Raw genomic sequence first — 22,244 nt, 5'->3', positions numbered from 1 at the left:
ATTAAGATGTAGATTATATGGTCTAGATCATTTTGTCTAGACCATTTTATCTACTTCTATGCAAAATCAAGACAGATGCAAAAAAGACACAAATGATGGGCTTAACGGAAAAGACAGGGGCAGACCTGGACGGTCAACAAACTAGTGTGCCTGGTGCCGATAGCTGGCATAAGCGGTGGCTGCCATGATGATGAAAGCGCCGGTTAATTCGAGCATTCCCGGTGTTTCCCGCAAAAACAGGAATGCCAGCAACATGCCATACACTGGTTCCAGTGAAGTCATGATACTTGCAAAATTGGTGGATAAATGACGCAGGCTGAACATGAATAAACCATGAGATAAAGCGGTAAACACCACTCCCAGCAATATCAACCCCGACCAGGTTTGTGTGGTGTTGCCTGCCAGGTCACCTGTCAATAATACGAAAGGCAAAAGCAAAAAAGCTGCCACAGCATTTTGCAGAAAGGCCAATTTAAATGGAGGGATATGGCTACCCTGCCAGCGATTTACCATCGCCAGCAAAGCAAAACTGAAGCCGGATAATATCCCCAGCCCCAAAGCAAGGAGTGCACCATTCCCCCAAGAAGTGCCACTAACCATCACTACCATGCCCAATACAACGAACAAGGCAGCCCAGGCGTCCTGCGTCCTTCTTGGCTCTTTAAAAAACCACGGCTCCAGCAATGCCACAAATAGAGGGAAACTTGCAAAGCCCATCAAGCCAAAAGCAACTGGCGCAAAATCGAGTGAGGCAAAAAAAGTCAGCCAGTGTATAGCCAGTAGAAAACCGCAAAGGACGACACTCTTTGAAACATCTCGAACATGCAATTGTCGCTGATATGCCAATACAGGTATCAGGCAAAGGGCGGCAAACAAGGTACGTCCAAATACCAGCATTAAAGAACTGACGGCCAGCGACTTGCCAAGCACACCTGCAGCACCGAATAAAAAAACGGCAATATGCAGGGCAAATAAAGCAGGCAGTGCAGTTTTTTTCATATCATCTATTTGCTTGACGGGCGCGAAATATAAAGCCGAAGTATAAGCCGTTCATGCAACATGTCAGATACAGGTGCAGCACTTTTATTTTGGATTAAAGCGCAAATGCATGAATCTATGCATAATGGATACTTGCTGTTTTCATCAACCCATTAAAGAGGGAAGCAATGATAGACGTTTATTCCTGGCCGACACCAAACGGGCACAAAGTACACATCATGCTGGAAGAATGCGGCTTGCCTTACCGCGCCATTCCAGTTGATATTGGTGCTGGCGATCAATTCAAAGCCGATTTCCTGGCAATTTCACCTAACAACAAAATACCTGCCATCGTTGATGCAGATGGCCCTGACGGCAAACCTATCGCCCTGTTTGAATCAGGCGCGATACTAATTTACCTGGCTGGAAAAACGGGTTTATTCCTCGGGAAGACTGACAGGGAGAAATATGAAGCGCTGCAATGGCTGATGTTCCAGATGGGTAGCGTTGGCCCCATGCTGGGTCAAGCCCACCACTTCCGCATCTATGCGCCTGAAAAAATAGCCTATGCTGTAGATCGCTATACCAACGAAACCAGACGCATCTACGGCGTCATCGATAAACAGCTTGAGAAAACCACTTATCTGGCAGGAGAGGAATATGGCATCGCCGATATAGCGACTTTCCCATGGACACGTTCATTTGCCAATCAGGGTGTAGACTGGGCAGAATTCCCGAATGCCAAGCGCTGGTTTGATGCCATCAGCCAGCGCCCTGCCGTACAACGCGGCGTGCAAGTATTGGCTGACTTGCGCAAACCGCTGGAAAATAATGACAAGGCAAGAGAAGTTTTGTTTGGAAAAACACAGTACGCAAAGAAATAAACTCATTCACCGGGGGCGAGGCAAATTGCCGTTACAATGGGCTTAACCCCCTCTACTCTATTTCAGTATGCGTCGCCCTATAAAAAGAAACCGTCTTAAACTCGCCGCTGAAAGCCAGCGCGTCGCCAATCTTGCGCTCGCAGTTGCACAATCTGCCAGCCGCATAGAAGACCTGGACTGGCAAGCCAAACTGGATGCCCTGGTGACCAAGAGCCTCAAGCAACACCACCAGGATATGCTGGAGGCAGCCACTGAGCACTTGTTCCAAACTCATCCGAATGGCTATGAGGTCCTGACCGAAACGCTGGAATCCGTGAGCACCTGTGCGCAATTTGAGCATGATGGGCAATCCTATACCAGCTTGTTGATCGCTGCCCCCATATTGGCATGGACGCGTTTTGAAATTGCCTCGGGCAGCATTCCCACAGAAACGCTGAGCATATTGCACACGCAATTAAACGCACATTTGCTGGCAGATGAAGCGCAATTGCGCTTGCTACCAGGTTTGTACTCCATAGATCAATTGCCACGCAGCCATGTAGAAACCTATGCTTTGCTGGAGCGGCATAGTCTGGCCATGTTAAAACATCTGCCTGCACCGGCAGAAGCTGAACGTGCTCACACCATTCCTTTTTTGGCAGATATACGGTATGTGCTCGGGGTGCTGCTTGTCAAAAAAGGCGCCCCACTTTTCCAGTGGCAAACTATTGACGCACCCTATGATTGCGCACAAGCCAAGAGCGATGCTTTGCTGGAATGGCAGCAACAAACCGACGCAACCATCAAGCGCCTGTTACCTGGATGCGGCATAGAACTTTTACTGCCCGAAGCTTATTACACAGCCTGTCGTGAAGCAGATATCAGAATACGTCCGGCGACCATACGCTCTGCCATGTTTTATCTGACGCAAACTCTGGGTAAAGAGGCAGATCAGTTCACCGTCATCATTGCATCTTTTGGTGAGCAGGAAAATCCGGGACAAATTGATGAATACCGTATCAGTTTTTGCCTGCGCGATGCTCCTGAAGTGATCTATGGCGTAGTCTGGCCGCTATATCAGGCAGAAGATCAGATCATTGCCGTCAATCTGGATGAAAACGAGCAACTTGCTGGCGAAATCCCCGGCATTTTGCAAGAGTGCGGTGTTACCGACATTATTCAGCTGGAAGAAATTTTCGCGATGGAATTCTGCGATGATTGCGGCACCCCCTTGTTTGCAGACCGGGAAAATGATCTGGTACATACAGAAATGCCCGATGACACACCTACTCCAGGTGCAACACACTTTCACTGAGCGTCCTCATTTGTATAGCATGATGCAATAGATGACAGCCATGGACAGATATGCACATGCAAGCGAGCAAGCCATTTCTGGCATGAGCTCTGAATTTCATTTCAGAGACGGCTTTGCTGCTGACGCTTTGATCATCAGTCAATTGATCGCGTTGTTCGCCCGGGATTTTTGCGTCAATCCGGATGGCAGCGGTGCCGATTTATTTTTACAGTCAGTATCAGAATCTGCCGAACTTTCTTATCTCTCTGATTCACGCTATCATTACATTCTTGCATTGCACGGTGAAACGCTGGCTGGCTTCATCGCCATGCGCGACCTGAGCCACCTGTTTCACCTGTTCGTTCATCCCTCATATCAGGGGCACAAATTTGCAAGCAAGCTATGGCAGCGTGCTAGTCAGCATGCCCCCGCACAAGGTCATACAGGTAGTTTCACTGTCAATTCTTCCCTTAGTGCCATTGCCGTTTATGAGCGCTTTGGCTTCATGGCCAAAGGCGAGATAGTAGAAATGCATGGCATTGCCTTTTTGCCCATGCAAAAGCCTTAAGCCCACCTGTAACAAGTTTTTACCACTCAAATGCTGGCTGCCAATTTTGCCTGGCACATTTGTGAAAATCCGTTGTACAATTAGTTTTGAACGGTCGTGCTTTTTTCTGCTTTCTTATTAATTGCTTGCTGCGGCCATCATAAAACAGGAGACAACATGGATTTGAACTATACGGCAGAAGACCTTGCCTTCCGGGATCAGGTGCGCACCTACCTGGAAGCCAATCTTCCACAAGACCTGCAGCAAAAAGTACTGAATCATAAACGTCTGTCCAGAGAAGACTTTGTTCGCTGGCACAAAATACTCGCCAAACAAGGATGGGTAGCCACAGGCTGGCCAGCAGAATACGGTGGCACAGGCTGGACAGCCACTCAACGCCATATCTTTGAAGAAGAATGCGCCCGCGCTGGCACGCCAGCCATCCTGCCGTTTGGCGTGAATATGGTGGCCCCTGTCATCATGGCCTTTGGCAACCAGGCACAAAAAGACTATTACCTGCCACGCATACTGAGCTGCGAAGACTGGTGGTGCCAGGGTTACTCAGAACCAGGATCAGGCTCTGACTTGGCATCCCTGAAGACCCGCGCCGAGCGCGAAGGAGACCACTACATCGTCAATGGCCAAAAAACCTGGACCACCCTGGCCCAGCACGCCGATATGATTTTCTGCCTGGTGCGCACAGACACTGGCGTACGCAAGCAGGAAGGCATCTCCTTCTTGCTCATCGATATGAAGACACCGGGTATTACCGTGCGCCCTATCATCATGCTTGATGAAGAGCATGAAGTAAATGAAGTCTTCTTCGACAATGTCAAAGTTCCGGTAGAGAACCTGATAGGCGAAGAAAACAAGGGCTGGACCTATGCCAAATACCTGCTCGGCCATGAACGCACGAATATCGCAGCAGTAGGCCGTGCCAAACGTGAATTGCAATTCCTCAAGCGCATCGCCGCCAAACATCAAAAGAACGGCCTGCCGCTGATTGATGATGCGGTGTATGCCAGCAAGGTCGCCAGTCTGGAAGTGGAATTGATGGCGCTGGAAATTACAGTCCTGCGCGTTATCTCTCAAGACAGTGGCCGCCCTGGCCCGGAAGCATCGCTACTCAAAATCAAGGGTACCGAAATCCAGCAAAGGTTGACGGAGTTGATGGTAGAAGCAGTTGGCCCGTACGGCTTGCCATTTGATCCGGCCTTCCTCGAAGGTGAGACTGAACATAGCATAGTTGGTGACGATGATGCTGCGCCTTTGGCGCCGTACTACTTCAATTTCCGCAAGACTTCCATTTATGGTGGTTCCAACGAAATTCAAAAAAATATCATCACTCAGATGATCCTGGGTCTGTGAGGAGAGCACAATGGATTTCAACTTAACACAAGAACAAACACAGTTTGCTGATGCCTTGCGTCGCTGGGTAGAAAAAGACTATGGCTTTGAACAGCGCAAGCAGATTATAGAATCGGCTGAAGGTATATCCGATAAAGCGTGGGGTGGTCTGGCAGAGCTGGGCGCACTGGCCTTGCCTGTACCAGAAGAACAAGGCGGCTTCAATGGTTCTGCCATCGACATGCTGGTGATCATGCAGGAGTTGGGGCGCGGCATTGTTATTGAGCCCTACTTTGCTACGGTCATGGGTGCAGAGTTTTTGAAAAAATCCGGCAAGCATGCAGATGTGCTGGAGCAAATCGCTGGCGGCGAAGTCAAGCTGGCGAATGCACTGGGCGAAAGGCAATCACGTCACGACCTGTTTGACATTGCCACCACTGCCAGCAAAATTGGCGATGGTTTTGTACTCAATGGCAGCAAGACCGTGGTGCTGCACGGTGCCCAGGCAGACAAACTGATCGTCTCTGCACGCAGTAGCGGTGCGCAACGCGATAAGAATGGCATCAGCCTGTTTATCGTTGATGCCAATTCAGAAGGTATCAGCCGCCGCGATTACCGCACTATTGATGGTTATCGTGCTGCTGATATCAGTTTCAGCAATGTGCAAGTCGGCGCAGATGCGCTGTTAAGCACAGTCGATGGCGGTTGGGAATTGCTGGATGCGGTGGCCGATTACGGCGTTACCCTGCTGTGCGCAGAATCGATAGGCATCATGGAAGCAATTACGGCAGCCACACTCGATTATCTGAAAACACGTCAGCAATTTGGTGTACCTATCGGCAAATTCCAGGTCTTGCAACATCGCATGGCAGAAATGTTCATGGAAATGGAACAGGCCCGTTCGATGGCAACGCTGGCTGCCGTCAAGATAGCCTCTGATGATGTCGAAGAACGCCGCCGCACGGTATCCGCCGCCAAGGCCAGGGTAGGCCAGGCCGCCAAATACATAGGCCAGCAAGCCGTGCAATTGCACGGAGGCATGGGCGTCACCAATGAACTTCCGGTTGCCCACATGTTCAAACGCCTGACCACGATAGAGCTGACACTGGGTGACACTGATCATCACCTGGCCAGATTTGTCGCACAACCCGGCTTTAAAAGCGCAGCCTGAATGCTGTAGAAAAATCCCGACTGTGTTCGGGATTTTTTTTGCCTTTTAAAACAATAAGGAAATAACGAGGACACACTATGAGTATCAAAACAGATCGCTGGTATTTTGAAGATTTTGTTCCTGGCACAGTCATAGAACTGGGGCAGCGCGTAGTAACGGAAGAAGAAATCATCACATTCGCCAGGCAATTTGACCCGCAATCTTTTCACGTCGATAAAGAAGCCGCCAGCCATTCCATCTTTGGTGGCGTCATCGCCAGTGGCTGGCATACCTGCGGCATGATCATGCGTATGGTGGTCGATGGCTTCCTGGCCAATTCAAGCAGCATGGGTTCACCTGGCGTCGATGAAATACGCTGGATACTGCCAGTACGCCCTGGAGACACCCTGACTGTCACAGCCGAGACCACAGGTAGCAAACTATCTACTTCAAAACCAGACCGCGGCGTTATCAATACTTTATGGAAAGCACATAACCAGGAAGGCAAGCTGGTTTGCACGATTACTGGCATGGGCATGTTTGGCCGTCGTCCAGAATAAAAATAAATAATAAGGAGACATGATGAGAGAATTTAATAGCCTTGCTGAATTAAAAGACTTGATAGGCCAGGAAGTTGCGCAATCAGAATGGGTAGAAATCAGCCAGGAAAGAGTGAACACTTTTGCTGATGCAACTGGCGACCATCAATGGATACACATCGATGTAGAAAGAGCCAAACGTGAGTCCCCATTTGGTGGCCCGATTGCACATGGCTTTTTGACTTTGTCCTTGCTGCCCATGCTGGTTGCCAATGCCATCAGGCTTACTTACGTCAAAATGGGCGTGAATTATGGACTCAATAAAGTACGCTTCCCCTCCCCTGTGCCTGTCGGTAGCCGGGTACGCGCACGTTTGAAATTGCTGGAAATCGAAGACATCAAGGATGGTGCGCAACTTACCTGGGAAGTGACGATAGAACGAGAAGGCCAGGATAAACCAGTATGCGTGGCAGAATCAATTTCACGGGCCTATTAGTCCTGCTAAACCCTATCTTTCCGAGACCGAGTCCATGCCCAGTCCAGATACATTAAAACGCTTTATCGCCAAAGTTGAAGCAAACGAACATGCTGCTGCGTGTGAAGAGTTTTATACCGAAAATTCCAGCATGCAGGAAAACCAGGCCAAGCCCAGAATAGGCCGTGCGGCACATGTAAACGCTGAACATGCCGTCATGTCACGCGCCAAGTCAGTAACATCTACCTGTGTTCATCCGGTATTGGTGAATGGCGACCATGTCGTTATTCGCTGGATTTTCAGATTCGAGTGGCTGGACGGCAGCGTGACGCAAATGGAAGAACTTGCCTACCAGCGCTGGGAAGGTGAATGCATAGCAGAAGAAACCTTCTTCTATGACCCCGCGCAGCGCATTCCACAAAGACCTACTGCGTGAAATGCAATATGGCCAAAGTGCATACTCTGGCCTTATTGCCTCCATGTGTACGAGATTAATAAAATTTGACGGCGTAAATAGGCGGCAGATTAGCTGATATCTGGTACCAGTCATCCCCCTCATTCTCACTCGCCCATAAATTACCGGTAGTCGACGCCATCAACAAATTCTTGCCATTTTCCGACACTGCCAAGCCATGGCGATACACCAGGTCATAGCAATCTTGTTGTGGCAGGCCGTTTCTCAAAGACTCAAAGGTCTTGCCACCATCCCGTGTACGCGTGACACTCATGGCACCATGCAGGGGTACACGCTTTTGATCTGCCACGGCAGGCACAAACCAGGCGACATCGGGGTTGCGCGGGTGAGCCGCTACAGCAAAACCAAAGTCTGGAATACCTTCAGGTAAATGCAATTGTTGCCAGCTTGCTGCATCATCTTCACTGCGCCAGATGCCATTGTGATGCTGGCACCACAAAACATGGCTGGCGAATTTGCTGCGGGTGATCAGGTGCGGGTCCTGGATATTTTGCTTGTCTGCCAGATCAGGCGGCATATAAACGGCATGCATACCGGATGCACATAACCCCCAGTTCTTGCCGCCATCTTCAGTTTTCCAGGCACCACCACAGGAGATACCCAGCAAAATATGCAGAGGATTGCGCGGGTTGACACAGATCGAATGTATGCCAGGTGTGTCATAACCACCGCCCATCCACTCCTTGCGCTCCTCCTTATCCCACAGACTGCGCACTAATTCCCAACTGTTGCCACGATCGGCTGAGCGGAACAAGCCACCTGGCAAGGTACCAGCCCACAATACGCCAGGCTCGTCACCACCACCGGCTTCCATAGACCAGATTGCCTTGAGCTTCCATTCGACATCGTCGTCTATCTTTGCGTGTTCAGGATAGGCTGGCACGGCGATCTCTGCCCAGTCGTCACGACCTTCATCGCGTCTGTGCAGCTTTACCCCAAAGTGTCCGAGGTTCAATGCTGCATAGACAGCGCCATCGCGTTTGTCATGCAGGCACATGCTAAGAGGTTCACCCAGAAAACTGATCTGATCCAGCTTCCACTTGCCGTCAATATGGATCATTTCAAACAAACCCTTGCGGGTTGCTACCATTGCTTTCATCATCAGCCTCCTGAAAGTGCCTGCAAGACATAGACCTGGCTATTTGAATTTAAAGGGTCACGCAAGCCACTGCGCTGCATGACGCGTTTGCCGTCGATAAAAACCACCACATGAAAACGCAGATCGCCCTGTTCATCCAGGATATAGCCACGTAAAGTAGGGTTCCCCTCGAATGCTGTTTCCAGCGCATCACGCAAATTGTCAGCCGCAGTTTCCACCTCAGGAACTTCAGTAAAGCGACTGAGTTGCTGGGTGAAAATCAGCCTGGCCATGATTATGCCCAGTCCTTGTAAGGATGCTTGAGCAAGTTCGCATTGGCATAACGCCGGTCGTGGCTGACTTCTTCACCCAGCCAGGCCGGAGGGTCAAATTGCTGCTGTTCAAATTCTAGTTCGACCTCGGCCACGATAAGACCAAGATTATCACCGATGAATTCATCCACTTCCCAGATCAAACCGGCAGCAGGAATGCGATAACGTGTTTTTTCGATGAGAGGTTGCTGGCAGACTGTATCCAGCAAGATTTGTGCATCAGCCAGTGGAATGGGGTATTCCCATTCGCCACAGCTAATGCCGGTTGATAGCCCTTTGATGGTCAGCATCGCACGCTCTGCTTCTATGCGTACCCGTACGATGCGACCTGGGTCAGAACAAATATAACCCTGGCGCAGAAATGTGCCCTGCCCCTGTTGTTTGAAATCCTGATTCACAACAAGGAATTTGCGTTCAATCTCTACGCCCATTACTACTCCGATCAATAAATACCGGAATTATGCACTCAATGTCGCCAAAATCGGTTGCAACATTGCTTCACCGAGTTTGATACTGCGCGAACCATCCCAGCCTACTTCCGCATCTGGCAAATTGGCATTGTCCTTGAATGGCAATTCCAGAGTCAGTGAAACGCATTTGAAGGTATGACCAATATACTTGGATGCCAATTTCAATACATCTTCATTGTATTTGGATGCTTCGTAACCATATTTAGTCTGGAAGTCTGGGCTGGCATTGCAAAAACTATCGACAAAATGCTGCTGCTCCTGCGCCTGCTTTTCGCTAAAACCCGCCAGCATTTCACTACCAGCCACGAAGATGTAAGGTAAGGCTTCATCTCCATGGATATCCAGAAACAGGTCACAACCAGTTTCATGGATTTTGTTCTTGACGTAATACACTTCCGGGCTGTTTTCCAGTGACGGTGTCATCCATTCACGGTTCAGGTTGGCACCGGCGGCATTGGTACGCAAGTTGCCGCGTACAGAACCATCCGGGTTCATGTTAGGCACTATATACACAACCGCTTTATCCAGAATGCTGCGGGCGATTGGATTGGATGGGTCTAGCAGAGCATTCAAAGTGCCTTCCACCAGCCATTCAGCCATGGTTTCACCCGGATGCTGACGCGCAATGATCCAGACTTTCTTTTCAGCCGAAGGGTCACCGACAACAATCAGGTTCAGATCACGGCCATCGACGGTATTACCAAGGTCTTCAACACGGGCAACTGAAGAATTTTCCACTCCGCCCAGCAAGGCCAGGTGACGCTCCCATGTGTAAGGCTCAAAATAAGCGTAATACACGCTGTCACGCTCAGGGGTATGGCGTATGGTCATGATCTTGCCGTCAAACTCGGTATCCACGCGGAACCAGTTGGCCCTGTCATAACTTGCTACTGCGCGATAGCCTTCCCAGCCCTTGGCATAAGTGGCATCACCCGCATTGAGAATGCGCATGACAGTCTCTTGCCCACGTGCACCCTGCAAGCGAAAGTGAAACCATTGCCAGATATCGGCATGTGAATCCTTGCGCAATTCCAAATCGATGGCCCCCGCCTGTTCCGCCTTGACGACTTCGATCGCTCCCGCGTCGAAGTTCTGACTGATTTTAATTGTCATCTTGTATTTATTCAGAAATGTTTTTAAGCACCGTAGTGATACGGCGACCTAGGACTGGTATTTTCACAGTTTTTTCTGAATTATGAAAATATTTCAGTCAAATAATGAATAAAATCGGACAAATATTTTCACCAAGGCAAGCATTTAAGAAGTTTCTGGTCAAACATAGCAAAATTCGCCACGATATACTATAATCTTTCGCTCAGTGTCGGGGCGTAGCGCAGCCTGGTAGCGTACGTGCATGGGGTGCACGGGGTCGGAGGTTCGAATCCTCTCGCCCCGACCAATGAATACAAAAAGGCTTGCAGATATCTTATCTGCAAGCCTTTTTTATTTGATGTGAGTTATTAAAGTTAACTCGATACGCTCAGCAGGCTTTGTCCCGCAATGATGCAATATAAACAATCATGATGGATAATTCATGCTATTTTCCTGGCAACTGTACGCTGCGGTAAGTGTCGAGTTGAGAGACATCAACGAATGGCCATAGTTCTGAGTCCCATTGCATGTCAAGAATTTTCAGTTTTTGCAGGTATTTATCAGCGGTCTCATACGCGTGTAATACCAAATAATCCCTGCCATTGAAATGATAGGCACTATTGTGTCCCAGCGCCTTCCAGTGCTCAGTGCCATGTAAAAACAGAGAGCCGCCGCCTTCAAGCATAGCTTTGCCATCTTTGTCCAGATACGGCCCCGTCAGACTTTTGGAGCGTCCGACAACCAGATGATAGGTGCTTTTTCCTCCCTGACAGCATAGGCCCCAGGAAACGAAAAGATAGTAGTAATCCCCTCTTTTAAAAATAAAAGGTGCTTCAATTTCTGCAGGCCCAGCTGTTTCATCCGGTGTAAAAGCCGGACGAGCGCGCTGTGCAATCGCATGCCAATCCTGTGGCTCTGCCAAACCTGTCCATGCCTCGTTCAATTTCACCAGTTTGATACCAGACCAGAACGAACCAAATGACATCCAGGCCTGGCCTTCGCTGTCGGTGACAATATTCGGGTCAATGGCATTCCACAAATCGCGCCCCGGAACGGACTGCAATATAATTCCCTGATCTTCCCAGCGATAATCCGGTGAGTGAGGATTGAGCGTCTTGTTAACCGTGACACCAATAGCTGAAGTCAGCTTGCCAAATCCAGATATTGAATAATATAAATAGTATTTTCCGCTGTGGAACTGTATGTCTGGCGCCCAAATGTGGCCATTGAAGTCCGGCACAGTATTGCGTGCCCAGACAGGTTCACCAGCGAACACCCTGCCCTCAGGCCGCCAGTCTTTCATATTGGCAGAGCTATAGAAAGTAATGCCTGGCCCGGTGCTGAACAGGTAATAAGTATCTCTCTCTTTTGCCATCACAGGGTCGTGCACACTGACTTCTGCAGCGGCAAGTTGACATTGCGGCTGCAAACAAAAAATACTAACCATGAAGTACAAACAGAGAGATTTCATGCAATTCGCCTTTAAACTGAACTGTTTGCCTGATTGCATTACGACAGCGGCTCTGCTTCTTGCACTAACTTCATCATCGGCATGATTTCAGATAGTTGAACAACAGGTATCTGGTAATTATTCAAGCACCACCACAACTATCGCCTTGGCTGGGACATTCAGTGTCAATCTGCCTGCTTTTGCACTGGAATTAAAATTGTCTGGCTGTACTGATTGTGGCCGGATAAAAGTGTTGTGTGCATCCATGGTCTTTGCAGTCAGTACGCGGCCTTTGGCAGCTTCTATTTTTTCGCCTGCAACATCAACATCTATCTCAACACTCTCATTAGGATTAGTGTTCACCAGCGACAAATATACTTTTCCATCAAGCGCACGAGCTGCAGAAGCACTTATTGCAGGGATACTGGTTTTGCCAAAACTGTATTCGTGGTTATTGCTTATCGTGAGTGGCAAGTTTGTCGCATTTTGGAATGGCACATACATTTCAAATGCGTGATAAGTTGGCGTTAGTAAAATTTTGTCTTTATCAGTCAATATCATGGCCTGCAAGACATTAACCATCTGGGCAATATTGGTCATACGCACACGCGCTGCATGTTCATGAAAAATATTGAAATTCAAGGCAGCAACCAGAGCATCGCGCAAACTGTTTTGTTGATATAAAAATCCAGGATTCGTACCCGGTTCCACGTCATACCATGTTCCCCACTCATCCACATTGAAAGCAATTTTGTTTTTGGGGTCATTGACCTCCATCTTGGCAACGTTATTCCTGATCAGGCTATCCATGCGCATTGTATTTTTTAGCGTGGATATCCATTGATCCTCCCCAAAACCAAGCGCCTTGCCTTTCTTTTCCCAAGTGCCGGTTGGTAGAGTGTAATAATGAAAGCTGACACCATCAAAACGCATGTTCCATTGTTCGTGGATGTTCCTGGTCAAATAATCTGTCCAACTGGTGTCATCATCATGACCACCACTGGCAATGATTTTTGGCATATAAGCCTTTGGAGCTTTCAAAAAACTGGCGTATTGATTGAACAGGCTGGTGTAGTGATCAACTTTCATATTGCCACCACAACCCCAGGCCTCATTGCCGATACCAAAGAAAGCTACTTTAAATGGCTTGTCACGGCCGTTTTTGCGGCGTAATTCTGCCAGGGTGGACTTGCCGTCACCCGTCATATACTCCAGCCATTCTGCCATTTCCTGCGGCGTGCCAGAACCAAGATTGCCATTCACATAGGCATCTGCCCCCAGCAGATCAATCAAGTCAAAAAACTCATGGGTACCAACGGCATTGCGTTCTTCCACATTGCCCCAGTTGGTGTTCATCTTGACTGGACGGTTCTCACGTACGCCTATGCCGTCCCGCCAATGATATTCATCCGCAAAACAACCACCGGGCCAACGTACCAATAGCACATGTATCTTTTTTAGCGCCGCGACAACATCATTGCGCCATCCCTTTGTATTTGGAATAGCTGAATCTGGTCCTACCCACATGCCTTCATAAACACCCCTGCCCAAATGTTCTGCAAACTGGCCGTAAACATTTTTATTAATGACAGGGCCAGGTTTTTTCGCATCAATGCTGATACTGACTTGATTGCCAGCAAAAACCGGAACGGCAATAGCCGCAAATACAAGCACTACCGAACAAAATATGCCTGCCTTTATGCTGGCTTTCAACACAAACATTTCTCCTCCTGATTTATGAGGCACTGTCGATACCAATTTATTCCAGACTAGCCTCGAAGATCACTAAAGATCACTCAATGAGGGCTTATTCAGGGCTTCCCTGGTTTGAGCTGCAATGAGCTATCATTGATTTCAAAGGTATTGGCCTTCATCAGGTTGATGACCTCTGCACCGGCCAGCAATACCGGGCCGTAACTATGCGCGGCAAATACATTTACCGGGCGGTAGTAATAAAACGCCGGGTCAAAGCCCATCCCAGTACCGACACAAGTACCTTCCACCTGGCCTTTTTGTGTCACTTTACTGGCTACCGCATTCCATGCCAGCATGACTACTGGTGCATAAGCACGTTTATCGATAAAGCCGCGATTGATGGCGTGTGCCATGGCATAGGTGTAGATGGCAGTGGCAGACGTTTCCAGGTAACTGTCATTGCGGTCCAGCAGTTGGTGCCAGAAGCCTGTGCCATGTTGGTAAGAAGCCAGACCTTTGACATGGGCCTGCAATTGCGCCAATACGTCGGCATAGCCAGGGTGGTCTGGTGGCAGTACATCCAGCAATTCAACCATGGTCATGACGGCCCAGCCATTGGCCCTGGCCCAGTGGAATTGCGGATGCACACCCATATCCTGCACCCAGCCATGCATGTACACGCCTTTTTCCTTGTTGAACATGCGCTCAGAAAACAGTTTGACCTGTTTTACTGCATCGTCATAATATTTGGCGTCGCCAGTTAATTTGCCCATTTGCGCCAGGGCTGGCACGCTCATAAACAGATCATCCAGCCACAGGGTATTCGGTTGCGGACGGTTACGGGCCAGGGTGCCATCCGGCAGACGGAACTCTTTGGTGCTGACGTAGCTACTGCAAATATCAATCAGGCTGGACAGTTTATTGGACACACCTTCCCTGGTAGCTTTGATCATGGCGGCACACATCGCACCTGCATCATCCAGTGCATGGGGCTGCAACAATGAACGGATAGGTGAAGGGCTCTTCGGATTGGCCTTCAGACGGGCAATGTAATGCGGTGCCAGGTCAGCCAGCAAACCAAGGCGTTCACTGGCGTAATTGCTGAAACGTTTATCACCCGTGGCACTGCCAGCCAGCAGCATGCCTGCGTAGGTGACGCCCCATTCGTAGCTGGTCAGGCGATAATCGCCCGGGGCCAGTATCGTATCGTCATTGATCTGGGAAAAATCAGTAATCTGCTTTTTTGTTTTGCTATCAATAATTTTGGCAGGCGTAACATTGTCCAGATAGGTATGCACACGGTACAGCACTTTCTTGACATCTTCTGCTGTCGGTTGCCCGTATGGTGTGGGGTAATCTGGTTGCATCAAATGCAGTGGCGCTGTTACGTCATTGGCTGGTTTGCCTGTATTGTTTGTTTTGCCTGCGGCTACTGCCGTGCTCATGCCCATACTTAATGGCAGCATGCAACTGATGCCTGCGATGGCCAATAATTTCAATGTTGAACGCAGGCCTGACTGGTTTTTTTGTCTCATCTTTATCATCTTTTTTGCTCTATAAATAAATCTTGCGGGTATTCATTCCAACTGATAAATCTTGAAATCACGTACTTGTTGCCGGGATTGGGTGGTCCGGAATCCAAAGTAGCCATCCCGCAAGGCATCTTTGTCCTTGTATGAAAAGAACACTTTGCCATCGACCAGAACGCGTGTGCAGCCTTGGTACACAGTAGTTTCTATGACGTAGTCGTGGTTCGCCTGCAATAAGGTGTCGCGTTCATTCAACTCGGTCAGCAAGCTACGTTCACCATTGCCCTGGTATTTGCGAAACCTGGTCGTGGTATTGGTGTTGCCGCCTATGCCAGCGTAATACAGACGTAAATCATCGTATTGTTCAAAAACGCCCTTGCGGGTAAAGATGTTTTGATCACGCGGGTCGGTCGCCATCCAGAATTGATTCAAGTCAGACAGCCGGTCATTGCGTCCCTGTTCCATGACGACCCTGCGGGTATACCTGATCAAGATATCGCCAGATAATTTTTGCTTGAACCACACCGTTGCACCTTTCGCTGCATCAATCAAAAGCTGGTGATTGGCAACACTGATGTCGGAATTTTTTGTGTCGGCAGACTCTACCTGCCACTGCCTCAGATCTGTATCAAAATCATCCTGGTAAATCAGTTTGCCAGGCTTGCCCCATAGACTACAAGTGGCTTCGCTGGATTGTGCTACCGCAGGCAAGGCAGACACCATTGCAACAACGACCGCAACAACTACCAAAATAACGACCGCAGTAATCTTGCAAGCCGGGCGCGAAACTGTTTGCAAATGAAACATAAATATGATTTCCTGAATTACTATTTTTGTGAAGCTGCAGTCGATTTTATATCGACCGATTTATCATTCAAATAGTTCTTCAACTGTGCATATTGCAGGGTCTTGATACCCGCCACAACCACACTTGCATTGAATTCTGCACCGGCCAGATTGGTGTGGGTATGTTCATCCGGTGTCACTACGGGGAACAGTTTCATCACCTCATCCTTACCCATGATGTCATAGGCAGCGGCGATGTTTTCATTCAGATCGATGAAATCCGCTTTTTCCTGTTTCGCCACCTGTTCAGCCCAACCACCATAGCTGGCTTTGCCGCGATTTATTTTTCCATTTGCATCCCAGTTCTTGCGAGGTATGGGGGAACATACGATGGCCTGCACGCCTTTGGCTCTGGCCTCGGCAATAAATTTCCGTAAATACCAGCCGTAGCTGTGTACTGTTTCCGGCAATTTTGTCAGCAGGTTATCGATTTCTTCAGCCTCTTCACCGATACCTTTGATAGTCCCCCTTGCACGACTTGTATCGTTCAAGGGGCCATTATCATTGTGGCCAAATTGCATGATGACGAAATCACCTGGCTTCATCAATGCCAGGCTTCTTTGCCAGTGCCCGCCAGTCAGGTAAGTGCGGCTGCTAAGACCGCCGATGGCGCGGTTCACGACATTGATTTTATCCGTCTGAAAATAAGCCTTGATGGGATTACCCCAGCCCCACTGCCCTTCTGCGCCCTTGTTCTGACCATCATCCCGGCCATTGCGCACGGTTGAATCACCGATAAAAAAAACTGAAGGCAATTGCGGATTCGCCGGTTCCGGCAATACGATACGTGCTGCTGCATTGGGATCGGTATTCACCGCTGGAGGGGGCGTAGTTTGCGCCAGGGTAGAACAAGTCCAGCCCAGCACACTTACACAGATCAGGCGGCGTACCGCAGACATACTGGTATTCATAAATGGATGACAGGAATAATGGTTAAGTATCGTCGGGAAGCGAAAGACTGAAGGTCATCATACACGTGAGTGCATGTGGGAAAATCAACAGCCTCGACATATGATTTCATTTTATTCGAGAGCTTGTAACTGACTGCAAGACTTGCTTAAAGAATCAAAAAAATGATCACTATTGATTGTGCAGTGCAAATTATGAAAAAACTGCCTGAAAACCAAGCACAATAGGCAGCACTGATGCCACTCCACTCAAGCATGTTGAGAAAATGCGCATCCGGGATTTAACCGATCACTCCCACACATACCAAAATTCCATGAACCGCTTATCTGTTCGTACCTCTGTTCGTATCTTGCCTGCTCGCATGCCCAGTCTTTTTCTGAATCTTTTCCTGTGCCTGTTCTGCCTGTTGTCCACATCAGCCTTTGCGCAAATAGGGCATCGTTTCCCCAGTGAACGCAAAGTGGTCAAAGACCCTGTTACTGGAGTCATGCTGACCTTTCTGACCAGCCAGCCGCATGGTGATTCAAAAATCTATCCTACCCATCCACAATGGACTTCCGATGGGCAATGGGTGATCTTTCGTTCAGGCATCGCAAAAGGTGAAGCGATGGCCGTCAATGAGCAAACCGGGGATATCGTGCAGGTGTCTGAAGGTGGCTATACCGGCATGCTGAATATATCGACACGTGCCATGAAGCTGTATTTCATGCGTAGCACGGATAAATCTCCACGCGAAGGAAAAGCTGGCCGGCCACGTCAGGCATCGCCGGTAGAACTGGTAGAGGTTGATCTTGCTGCGGTATTTGCCGATAGCAAAGCTGGCAAGATGAAGCCTGCAGAAAGCTACCAGCGCATATGCGGCGTAGTACCTGCTGAAGTCGGACAAGCTACCGACCTGGCGCTGGATGCTGCCGATGAATGGATATACTTCCGCGAGACATCACAGGAGGCGGCAAAATACCTGGCTAAAAATGCACGCATAGAGAAAAGCTTCGGCCCCAGAAACATGGGTGCCGGCCCCGGCGGCATTGCAAAAATGCATGTGAAGACGGGTGAAATCCGCCACGTTGTTTCGGTGCCCTTCCAGATCGGTCATATCCAGGCCAATCTGTGGAATCCAGGAGAAATTATTTTTTGCTGGGAAACCGGCGGCAAATCACCGCAGCGTACCTGGGTGGTGATGGCGGATGGTAGCGGCTTGCGTCCACTGTACCCGGAAGCCGACTATGAATGGGTGACCCACGAAGCCGTCATTTCAAAAGATGAAGTGGCAATGGCGATTATGGGGCATCGCAATATAGGCGGAACAAATAATAGCGCCAACAAAGGCAATGCCGTTGAAGGTGCCAATCCGGGGCAAGATCCGGGTTGGGGCAATGCCGGCACACGCGAAAAACCCAGTGGCCTTGCCATTGTGAATTTGCGCACACGTGAAATGCGTATTGCAGGACAAACACCATCAGGTAGCGGCTTATGGCATGTGCATGGATCAAGCGATGGACGCTGGGCTGTCGGCGATGATTTCAGCCGCAGCATCTATCTGATAGACCGCTTAAGCGGCAAGATGAGCCTGCTCAGCACCGGACACAAGGATACAGCGGCCGATCACCCTCACCCAACATTCAGCCCGGACGGCAAGAAGATAGAAATCCAGTCGGCCATGCTGTCGGCAGACAACCGGACACTGAATATCTGCATTATTCCTGTATCCAATTGACCAAGCTGTCCAGGTCATGTGGCGAGCATGGCCTGGCTTGCGGACATTAATCGTGTATCAATCCTGTATCAATCGGCCATCAATCGATCATCAATCAAGTTTTTGAATACGCACATTGCGCAGTTCATAGGCAGTGCCTTCAAGCTGAAAGCCGATGTGACCAGAATCCGGACTGGATTTGCTGATTTTGTTTTGTACTATGCCATTAATTTTGACTTCAACCGATCCATCTTTGGCAAGAATGTCGCAGCTATTCCATTCACCGACCGGTTTTTCGCTATCAGCCAGTTTTGCCTTAATCGGAGGATATACGCCCTCGGCCGTTGTAAGGGGTTCGGCAAAGCTGGCACCAGCCATAGGCAGCAGGTCGCCAACATTTTTATATTTGGTCTGGATTTGCAGGCTCAGTGGCCAGACTTTGTCTTTGGGACCAGAACTGATGTGTATCAACACGCCACCATTGCCAGGTGCAGCTGTCCAGCGCCATTCGGCATGTAGCGAAAAATTTTTATAGTTTTCCGTCGTAGCAATGTAGCCTGAAGGTTTGCCAGCAGAAGCAATCACACCATCCGCTGTGATACTGAAGACTTCCTCAATCTTGCTTGCCGGTGTAGTTTGAATTTCCCAACCCTTGAAATCGCGGCCATTGAACAGTTCATCCGCATTGGCAACAGGAATGACCATAACAGACAGAATGGATGCCACAGGCAATACAGATAATTGAAAAGACTTCAAAAAACGGGAAAGTTGACGCATGATGTTCTTTCTCAAATGGAATCGATATTTTTTTGTATTGATACAAAACTGCTTTACACAGGATAGCTGGATTTTTTTATAACATACTTCATTTACTGCCATGAAACGACTTTTTTTCACTTTGTTACTGACCTTGTCGGCCATTTCTTCTCATGCACAATCCGGTGTCATCAGCTTGTGGCCAGAAGGCGTACCGCGCGCGAAAAACATAGGGCCAGAACAAGTGGCCGATGGCCGCACTTCGAATGTCAGCGAACCGAACCTGACTTTTTACCCCGCTGCTGCCGACAGAAAAAATGGCAGCGTCGTGATCATTTGCCCCGGCGGCGGCTATGTACGTCTGTCTACCCTGCGTGAAGGCGAGCAATACGCACACTGGCTAAGTACCCTGGGTATCAGCAGCTTTGTGCTTAAATCCCGCCTGGCCGAATTTGGCCACCCTGCCCCTTTACAGGATGTCTTGCGTGCTATTCGTCTGGTGCGTTCCAGCGCAGCGCAATATGGCATAGACCCTAACCGCATCGGTGTGATGGGCAGTTCGGCGGGCGGCCATCTGGCAGCCAGCGCTGGCACCCTGTTTGATCACCCGCTGGGGCGCACCGGCGCTGCACTTGACGGTGTCAATGCGCGCCCTGACTTTATGATACTGATGTATCCCGTCATCACCATGCAAGACCCGTCGGTACATGCAGGATCCCGCAAAGCCCTTTTGGGTGCATCACCCAGCGCAGAATCCGTGCAGTTGATGTCACTGGAAAAACAGGTCAGCAGCACAACGCCCCCCACTTTGTTGATCCATACCCAGAATGACAAAACTGTTCCAGTCGAAAACAGCATCCTGTTTTATCAAGCCCTGACCAAAGCTGGTGTACCGGCGGAAATGCTCCTGTTTGAACGCGGCACGCATGGCATGGCCATGCGTCTTGGTAACGGCAATGCATCGGAATGGCCGCATCGCACCGAAGAATGGCTGAGGGATAGAAAAATACTGCAAACCGACAACCAATCAGAAAAATAAGCAGCAGAAAATAAGCGACACAGACATACAAAAACAGAGATACAAAAACAGAGATACAAAAACAGAGATACAAAAACAGAGATACAAAAATCGCCAGCCCATGTCATGTACAGGCTAGCGATTTTTTATTTATTCGAAATAAAATACGGGTTTTAACGCTAATTGCTGGGGACGGTTATCGGCTTCGACTTCCATCAGATCCGCCATGTAATCCCACCAATGTCGCATGACGGGGTGCGTAGGCAAGTTATCGATCTGGTGGTTGGGATGCAATTTAAGTACGCCAAACAAATGCAAAGTCTCTTCATCCAGAAAAATGGAATAATCGTAAATACCGGCAGCGTGCAATGCATCTGCCAGGTCTGGCCATAACTCATCGTGGCGGCGCTGATATTCCGCTACATTGCCAGGTTTCAGCTTCATGCGGAAAGCACGGGTTATCATGGCTGGCTCTCCTGCTTTCATTTAGCAGGTTTGACTGTCACCATCTTCTTCAATTCGGCAGCGGCCAGCATGAAGCCACCGACGCCATAATCAAAGCTGGATGCGGGCCTGTAAAAGGCCGGTTCGGCGCCAGTTTGTTGTATGCCACCCAATCGGCCATCTGCATATACATGTTTCAGGATACCTTTCCATGCCCTGGCGATCACTGGCTGATATTCTTTGGGATCAAGAATGCCGCGATTGATGCCATAAGCCATGCCATATACAAACAGGGCTGAGCCAGAAATTTCAGGCAAGGGATAAGTTGCAGGATCCAGCAAACCGGCATGCCACAGTCCGTTTTCATCCTGAAGCTGTGCTATGCGGGCTGACATTTCACGTAACTGCTGTATGTAGAATGGACGTTGTGGATCATCTTTGGGAATATAGTCCAGTGTCCTGGCTATACCACCCATGACCCAACCTTCGCCGCGTGACCAGAAAATTTTCTTGCCATTGGGTTCAGTCTTGTTGATATAGCTGACGTCGCGGGCATAAAGGTGTTCTTGTTTGTCGTACAGCAGATCGTAGGTGTTTTTCCATTGCGTGTGGACATAATCCAGGTATTTGCGCTCACCTGTTGCCACATACATTTTCGCCCATACCGGCGGCGCCATGAACAAGGCGTCACACCACCACCATGGCAGACGGTCGTCACCTGGTTTAAGAGTCTTCAGGTCAATCAGGGTATCGAGGTCGCCTTTGGTTGGGGCGATGAATTCTGGTTGCTTGTTGAGGAAATACAAATCCAGATAAGTCTGCGCCACACTTTGGTCATCCGCATTCGGCAGGCGTTTCGCCAACTGCCATTGATGTTGCTGGCTCATGGCCAGCATGGCGTCTTTATATTTGCTGTCATTTGTGGCTTCAGACGCTGCCATGAAGCCGGTGTACATCACGCTGGATGTCCAGATACGCCCAAAGTGCGCCTGCGAACGGGCCAGTTGCCAATCCGCCACCTTGCGCAAGACTTTTTCTATCGCTGCTGGTTCCAGCTCTGCGGACAGGTCGGTTGCCAGAGGGCCGCCATCAGCAGGTGCATCACCAAAATGACGCGAAGTATCCTTGTCGATGATAGCCTGCATGACCGGCGTAGGAAGCGGATAGTTCTGCGTCCAGGCCAGGGCTGGCAACATGCTGCCGACAAAACCCAGGCTGGCAAGCATCAGGTATTTTTTTTGAAATTTCAAAGTGCTCTCCT

The 22,244-nt window shown here is 49.3% G+C and carries 23 protein-coding genes and 1 tRNA gene; 11 read left to right on the top strand and 13 right to left on the bottom strand.

Going from position 1 to position 22,244, the window contains the following annotated elements; genetic code table 11:
- Positions 1 to 141: 141 nt before the first annotated feature.
- The gene (locus tag ACO0LI_RS25145) at positions 142 to 999 is read right to left on the bottom strand and encodes a DMT family transporter (RefSeq protein ID WP_423036088.1); all 858 of its coding nucleotides are present in this window, start codon (positions 997 to 999) and stop codon (positions 142 to 144) included.
- 167 nt (positions 1,000 to 1,166) lie between these two features.
- Here ACO0LI_RS25145 and ACO0LI_RS25140 point away from each other — a divergent pair, with 167 nt between their 5' ends.
- The 8 genes from ACO0LI_RS25140 to ACO0LI_RS25105 all read left to right on the top strand — a co-directional run bounded on the left by ACO0LI_RS25140 (position 1,167) and on the right by ACO0LI_RS25105 (position 7,629).
- Positions 1,167 to 1,862: a glutathione binding-like protein gene (locus ACO0LI_RS25140; RefSeq protein ID WP_423036086.1), complete on the top strand. Its 696-nt coding sequence runs from the start codon at positions 1,167 to 1,169 to the stop codon at positions 1,860 to 1,862.
- A gap of 67 nt (positions 1,863 to 1,929) precedes the next feature.
- Entirely contained in the window at positions 1,930 to 3,156 is a 1,227-nt protein-coding gene (locus ACO0LI_RS25135) for a DUF2863 family protein (protein WP_423036084.1), read from the top strand.
- Between the two features lie 40 nt (positions 3,157 to 3,196).
- Complete coding sequence (locus ACO0LI_RS25130) at positions 3,197 to 3,703, top strand: GNAT family N-acetyltransferase (protein WP_423036082.1); 507 nt, start codon at positions 3,197 to 3,199, stop codon at positions 3,701 to 3,703.
- Positions 3,704 to 3,859: 156 nt separating this feature from the next.
- A complete protein-coding gene (locus ACO0LI_RS25125; RefSeq protein ID WP_110253593.1) occupies positions 3,860 to 5,050 on the top strand; it encodes an acyl-CoA dehydrogenase family protein in 1,191 nt (396 codons plus the stop codon).
- Positions 5,051 to 5,060: 10 nt separating this feature from the next.
- Positions 5,061 to 6,200 carry an acyl-CoA dehydrogenase family protein gene (locus ACO0LI_RS25120; protein ID WP_423036080.1) on the top strand — a complete coding sequence of 380 codons (1,140 nt, stop codon included), beginning with the start codon at positions 5,061 to 5,063 and terminating at the stop codon, positions 6,198 to 6,200.
- 77 nt (positions 6,201 to 6,277) lie between these two features.
- Positions 6,278 to 6,739, top strand: coding sequence for a MaoC family dehydratase (locus ACO0LI_RS25115; protein WP_422949956.1), 462 nt, complete (start codon positions 6,278 to 6,280; stop codon positions 6,737 to 6,739).
- 22 nt (positions 6,740 to 6,761) lie between these two features.
- Entirely contained in the window at positions 6,762 to 7,214 is a 453-nt protein-coding gene (locus ACO0LI_RS25110) for a MaoC family dehydratase (protein WP_423036078.1), read from the top strand.
- A gap of 34 nt (positions 7,215 to 7,248) precedes the next feature.
- Positions 7,249 to 7,629, top strand: coding sequence for a nuclear transport factor 2 family protein (locus ACO0LI_RS25105; protein WP_422949958.1), 381 nt, complete (start codon positions 7,249 to 7,251; stop codon positions 7,627 to 7,629).
- Between the two features lie 55 nt (positions 7,630 to 7,684).
- Here ACO0LI_RS25105 and ACO0LI_RS25100 read toward each other — a convergent pair whose 3' ends face one another.
- The 4 genes from ACO0LI_RS25100 to ACO0LI_RS25085 are packed head-to-tail and all read right to left on the bottom strand — an operon-like array spanning position 7,685 to position 10,661.
- Positions 7,685 to 8,767 (bottom strand): WD40/YVTN/BNR-like repeat-containing protein, encoded by a 1,083-nt coding sequence (locus ACO0LI_RS25100; RefSeq protein ID WP_423036076.1) that lies wholly within the window; start codon positions 8,765 to 8,767, stop codon positions 7,685 to 7,687.
- Positions 8,768 to 8,769: 2 nt separating this feature from the next.
- Positions 8,770 to 9,039: a MoaD/ThiS family protein gene (locus tag ACO0LI_RS25095; protein WP_423036074.1), complete on the bottom strand. Its 270-nt coding sequence runs from the start codon at positions 9,037 to 9,039 to the stop codon at positions 8,770 to 8,772.
- A gap of 2 nt (positions 9,040 to 9,041) precedes the next feature.
- Complete coding sequence (locus tag ACO0LI_RS25090) at positions 9,042 to 9,509, bottom strand: CYTH domain-containing protein (protein WP_423036072.1); 468 nt, start codon at positions 9,507 to 9,509, stop codon at positions 9,042 to 9,044.
- Positions 9,510 to 9,536: 27 nt separating this feature from the next.
- A complete protein-coding gene (locus ACO0LI_RS25085; protein ID WP_423036070.1) occupies positions 9,537 to 10,661 on the bottom strand; it encodes a M14 family metallopeptidase in 1,125 nt (374 codons plus the stop codon).
- Positions 10,662 to 10,870: 209 nt separating this feature from the next.
- On the opposite strand from ACO0LI_RS25085, the gene ACO0LI_RS25080 reads away from it, so the two are divergent.
- A tRNA-Pro gene (locus ACO0LI_RS25080) sits at positions 10,871 to 10,947 on the top strand.
- Between the two features lie 138 nt (positions 10,948 to 11,085).
- Here the strand turns inward: ACO0LI_RS25080 and ACO0LI_RS25075 are convergent.
- The 5 genes from ACO0LI_RS25075 to ACO0LI_RS25055 all read right to left on the bottom strand — a co-directional run bounded on the left by ACO0LI_RS25075 (position 11,086) and on the right by ACO0LI_RS25055 (position 17,071).
- Positions 11,086 to 12,087: an arabinan endo-1,5-alpha-L-arabinosidase gene (locus tag ACO0LI_RS25075; RefSeq protein WP_423036135.1), complete on the bottom strand. Its 1,002-nt coding sequence runs from the start codon at positions 12,085 to 12,087 to the stop codon at positions 11,086 to 11,088.
- 141 nt (positions 12,088 to 12,228) lie between these two features.
- Complete coding sequence (locus tag ACO0LI_RS25070; RefSeq protein WP_423036068.1) at positions 12,229 to 13,812, bottom strand: alpha-N-arabinofuranosidase; 1,584 nt, start codon at positions 13,810 to 13,812, stop codon at positions 12,229 to 12,231.
- Positions 13,813 to 13,901: 89 nt separating this feature from the next.
- Complete coding sequence (locus ACO0LI_RS25065) at positions 13,902 to 15,320, bottom strand: glycoside hydrolase family 88/105 protein (protein ID WP_422949965.1); 1,419 nt, start codon at positions 15,318 to 15,320, stop codon at positions 13,902 to 13,904.
- A gap of 42 nt (positions 15,321 to 15,362) precedes the next feature.
- Positions 15,363 to 16,121, bottom strand: coding sequence for a DUF6250 domain-containing protein (locus tag ACO0LI_RS25060; RefSeq protein WP_422949966.1), 759 nt, complete (start codon positions 16,119 to 16,121; stop codon positions 15,363 to 15,365).
- Positions 16,122 to 16,141: 20 nt separating this feature from the next.
- The gene (locus ACO0LI_RS25055; protein ID WP_423036066.1) at positions 16,142 to 17,071 is read right to left on the bottom strand and encodes a rhamnogalacturonan acetylesterase; all 930 of its coding nucleotides are present in this window, start codon (positions 17,069 to 17,071) and stop codon (positions 16,142 to 16,144) included.
- A 311-nt stretch (positions 17,072 to 17,382) separates the two neighbouring features.
- Here ACO0LI_RS25055 and ACO0LI_RS25050 point away from each other — a divergent pair, with 311 nt between their 5' ends.
- Complete coding sequence (locus ACO0LI_RS25050; RefSeq protein ID WP_422949968.1) at positions 17,383 to 18,786, top strand: hypothetical protein; 1,404 nt, start codon at positions 17,383 to 17,385, stop codon at positions 18,784 to 18,786.
- Positions 18,787 to 18,876: 90 nt separating this feature from the next.
- On the opposite strand, the gene ACO0LI_RS25045 is transcribed toward ACO0LI_RS25050, so the two are convergent.
- Positions 18,877 to 19,542, bottom strand: coding sequence for a 3-keto-disaccharide hydrolase (locus ACO0LI_RS25045; RefSeq protein WP_423036064.1), 666 nt, complete (start codon positions 19,540 to 19,542; stop codon positions 18,877 to 18,879).
- Positions 19,543 to 19,642: 100 nt separating this feature from the next.
- On the opposite strand from ACO0LI_RS25045, the gene ACO0LI_RS25040 reads away from it, so the two are divergent.
- Complete coding sequence (locus ACO0LI_RS25040; RefSeq protein WP_422949970.1) at positions 19,643 to 20,560, top strand: alpha/beta hydrolase; 918 nt, start codon at positions 19,643 to 19,645, stop codon at positions 20,558 to 20,560.
- A 129-nt stretch (positions 20,561 to 20,689) separates the two neighbouring features.
- On the opposite strand, the gene ACO0LI_RS25035 is transcribed toward ACO0LI_RS25040, so the two are convergent.
- Both ACO0LI_RS25035 and ACO0LI_RS25030 read right to left on the bottom strand, forming a co-directional pair.
- The gene (locus ACO0LI_RS25035) at positions 20,690 to 21,004 is read right to left on the bottom strand and encodes an L-rhamnose mutarotase (protein ID WP_422949971.1); all 315 of its coding nucleotides are present in this window, start codon (positions 21,002 to 21,004) and stop codon (positions 20,690 to 20,692) included.
- A 17-nt stretch (positions 21,005 to 21,021) separates the two neighbouring features.
- Positions 21,022 to 22,233, bottom strand: coding sequence for a glycoside hydrolase family 88/105 protein (locus tag ACO0LI_RS25030; protein WP_423036062.1), 1,212 nt, complete (start codon positions 22,231 to 22,233; stop codon positions 21,022 to 21,024).
- Positions 22,234 to 22,244 lie beyond the last annotated feature (11 nt).

Origin of the sequence: Undibacterium sp. Tian12W (assembly GCF_049339405.1) — a bacterium.
GTDB lineage: Bacteria > Pseudomonadota > Gammaproteobacteria > Burkholderiales > Burkholderiaceae_D > Undibacterium.
This window is presented reverse-complemented; position numbering and strand designations above follow the sequence as displayed.

Bases quoted from the DNA above. Each gene is read 5' to 3' on its own strand.
- ACO0LI_RS25075 (WP_423036135.1), bottom strand. From the start codon at position 12,087: ATGGTTAGTATTTTTTGTTTGCAGCCGCAATGTCAACTTGCCGCTGCA.
- ACO0LI_RS25110 (WP_423036078.1), top strand. From the start codon at position 6,762: ATGAGAGAATTTAATAGCCTTGCTGAATTAAAAGACTTGATAGGCCAG.
- ACO0LI_RS25100 (WP_423036076.1), bottom strand. From the start codon at position 8,767: ATGAAAGCAATGGTAGCAACCCGCAAGGGTTTGTTTGAAATGATCCAT.
- ACO0LI_RS25055 (WP_423036066.1), bottom strand. From the start codon at position 17,071: ATGAATACCAGTATGTCTGCGGTACGCCGCCTGATCTGTGTAAGTGTG.
- ACO0LI_RS25130 (WP_423036082.1), top strand. From the start codon at position 3,197: ATGGACAGATATGCACATGCAAGCGAGCAAGCCATTTCTGGCATGAGC.
- ACO0LI_RS25045 (WP_423036064.1), bottom strand. From the start codon at position 19,542: ATGCGTCAACTTTCCCGTTTTTTGAAGTCTTTTCAATTATCTGTATTG.
- ACO0LI_RS25115 (WP_422949956.1), top strand. From the start codon at position 6,278: ATGAGTATCAAAACAGATCGCTGGTATTTTGAAGATTTTGTTCCTGGC.
- ACO0LI_RS25085 (WP_423036070.1), bottom strand. From the start codon at position 10,661: ATGACAATTAAAATCAGTCAGAACTTCGACGCGGGAGCGATCGAAGTC.
- ACO0LI_RS25140 (WP_423036086.1), top strand. From the start codon at position 1,167: ATGATAGACGTTTATTCCTGGCCGACACCAAACGGGCACAAAGTACAC.
- ACO0LI_RS25120 (WP_423036080.1), top strand. From the start codon at position 5,061: ATGGATTTCAACTTAACACAAGAACAAACACAGTTTGCTGATGCCTTG.
- ACO0LI_RS25065 (WP_422949965.1), bottom strand. From the start codon at position 15,320: ATGAGACAAAAAAACCAGTCAGGCCTGCGTTCAACATTGAAATTATTG.
- ACO0LI_RS25040 (WP_422949970.1), top strand. From the start codon at position 19,643: ATGAAACGACTTTTTTTCACTTTGTTACTGACCTTGTCGGCCATTTCT.
- ACO0LI_RS25035 (WP_422949971.1), bottom strand. From the start codon at position 21,004: ATGATAACCCGTGCTTTCCGCATGAAGCTGAAACCTGGCAATGTAGCG.
- ACO0LI_RS25095 (WP_423036074.1), bottom strand. From the start codon at position 9,039: ATGGCCAGGCTGATTTTCACCCAGCAACTCAGTCGCTTTACTGAAGTT.
- ACO0LI_RS25145 (WP_423036088.1), bottom strand. From the start codon at position 999: ATGAAAAAAACTGCACTGCCTGCTTTATTTGCCCTGCATATTGCCGTT.
- ACO0LI_RS25050 (WP_422949968.1), top strand. From the start codon at position 17,383: ATGAACCGCTTATCTGTTCGTACCTCTGTTCGTATCTTGCCTGCTCGC.
- ACO0LI_RS25125 (WP_110253593.1), top strand. From the start codon at position 3,860: ATGGATTTGAACTATACGGCAGAAGACCTTGCCTTCCGGGATCAGGTG.
- ACO0LI_RS25070 (WP_423036068.1), bottom strand. From the start codon at position 13,812: ATGTTTGTGTTGAAAGCCAGCATAAAGGCAGGCATATTTTGTTCGGTA.
- ACO0LI_RS25090 (WP_423036072.1), bottom strand. From the start codon at position 9,509: ATGGGCGTAGAGATTGAACGCAAATTCCTTGTTGTGAATCAGGATTTC.
- ACO0LI_RS25135 (WP_423036084.1), top strand. From the start codon at position 1,930: ATGCGTCGCCCTATAAAAAGAAACCGTCTTAAACTCGCCGCTGAAAGC.
- ACO0LI_RS25060 (WP_422949966.1), bottom strand. From the start codon at position 16,121: ATGTTTCATTTGCAAACAGTTTCGCGCCCGGCTTGCAAGATTACTGCG.
- ACO0LI_RS25105 (WP_422949958.1), top strand. From the start codon at position 7,249: ATGCCCAGTCCAGATACATTAAAACGCTTTATCGCCAAAGTTGAAGCA.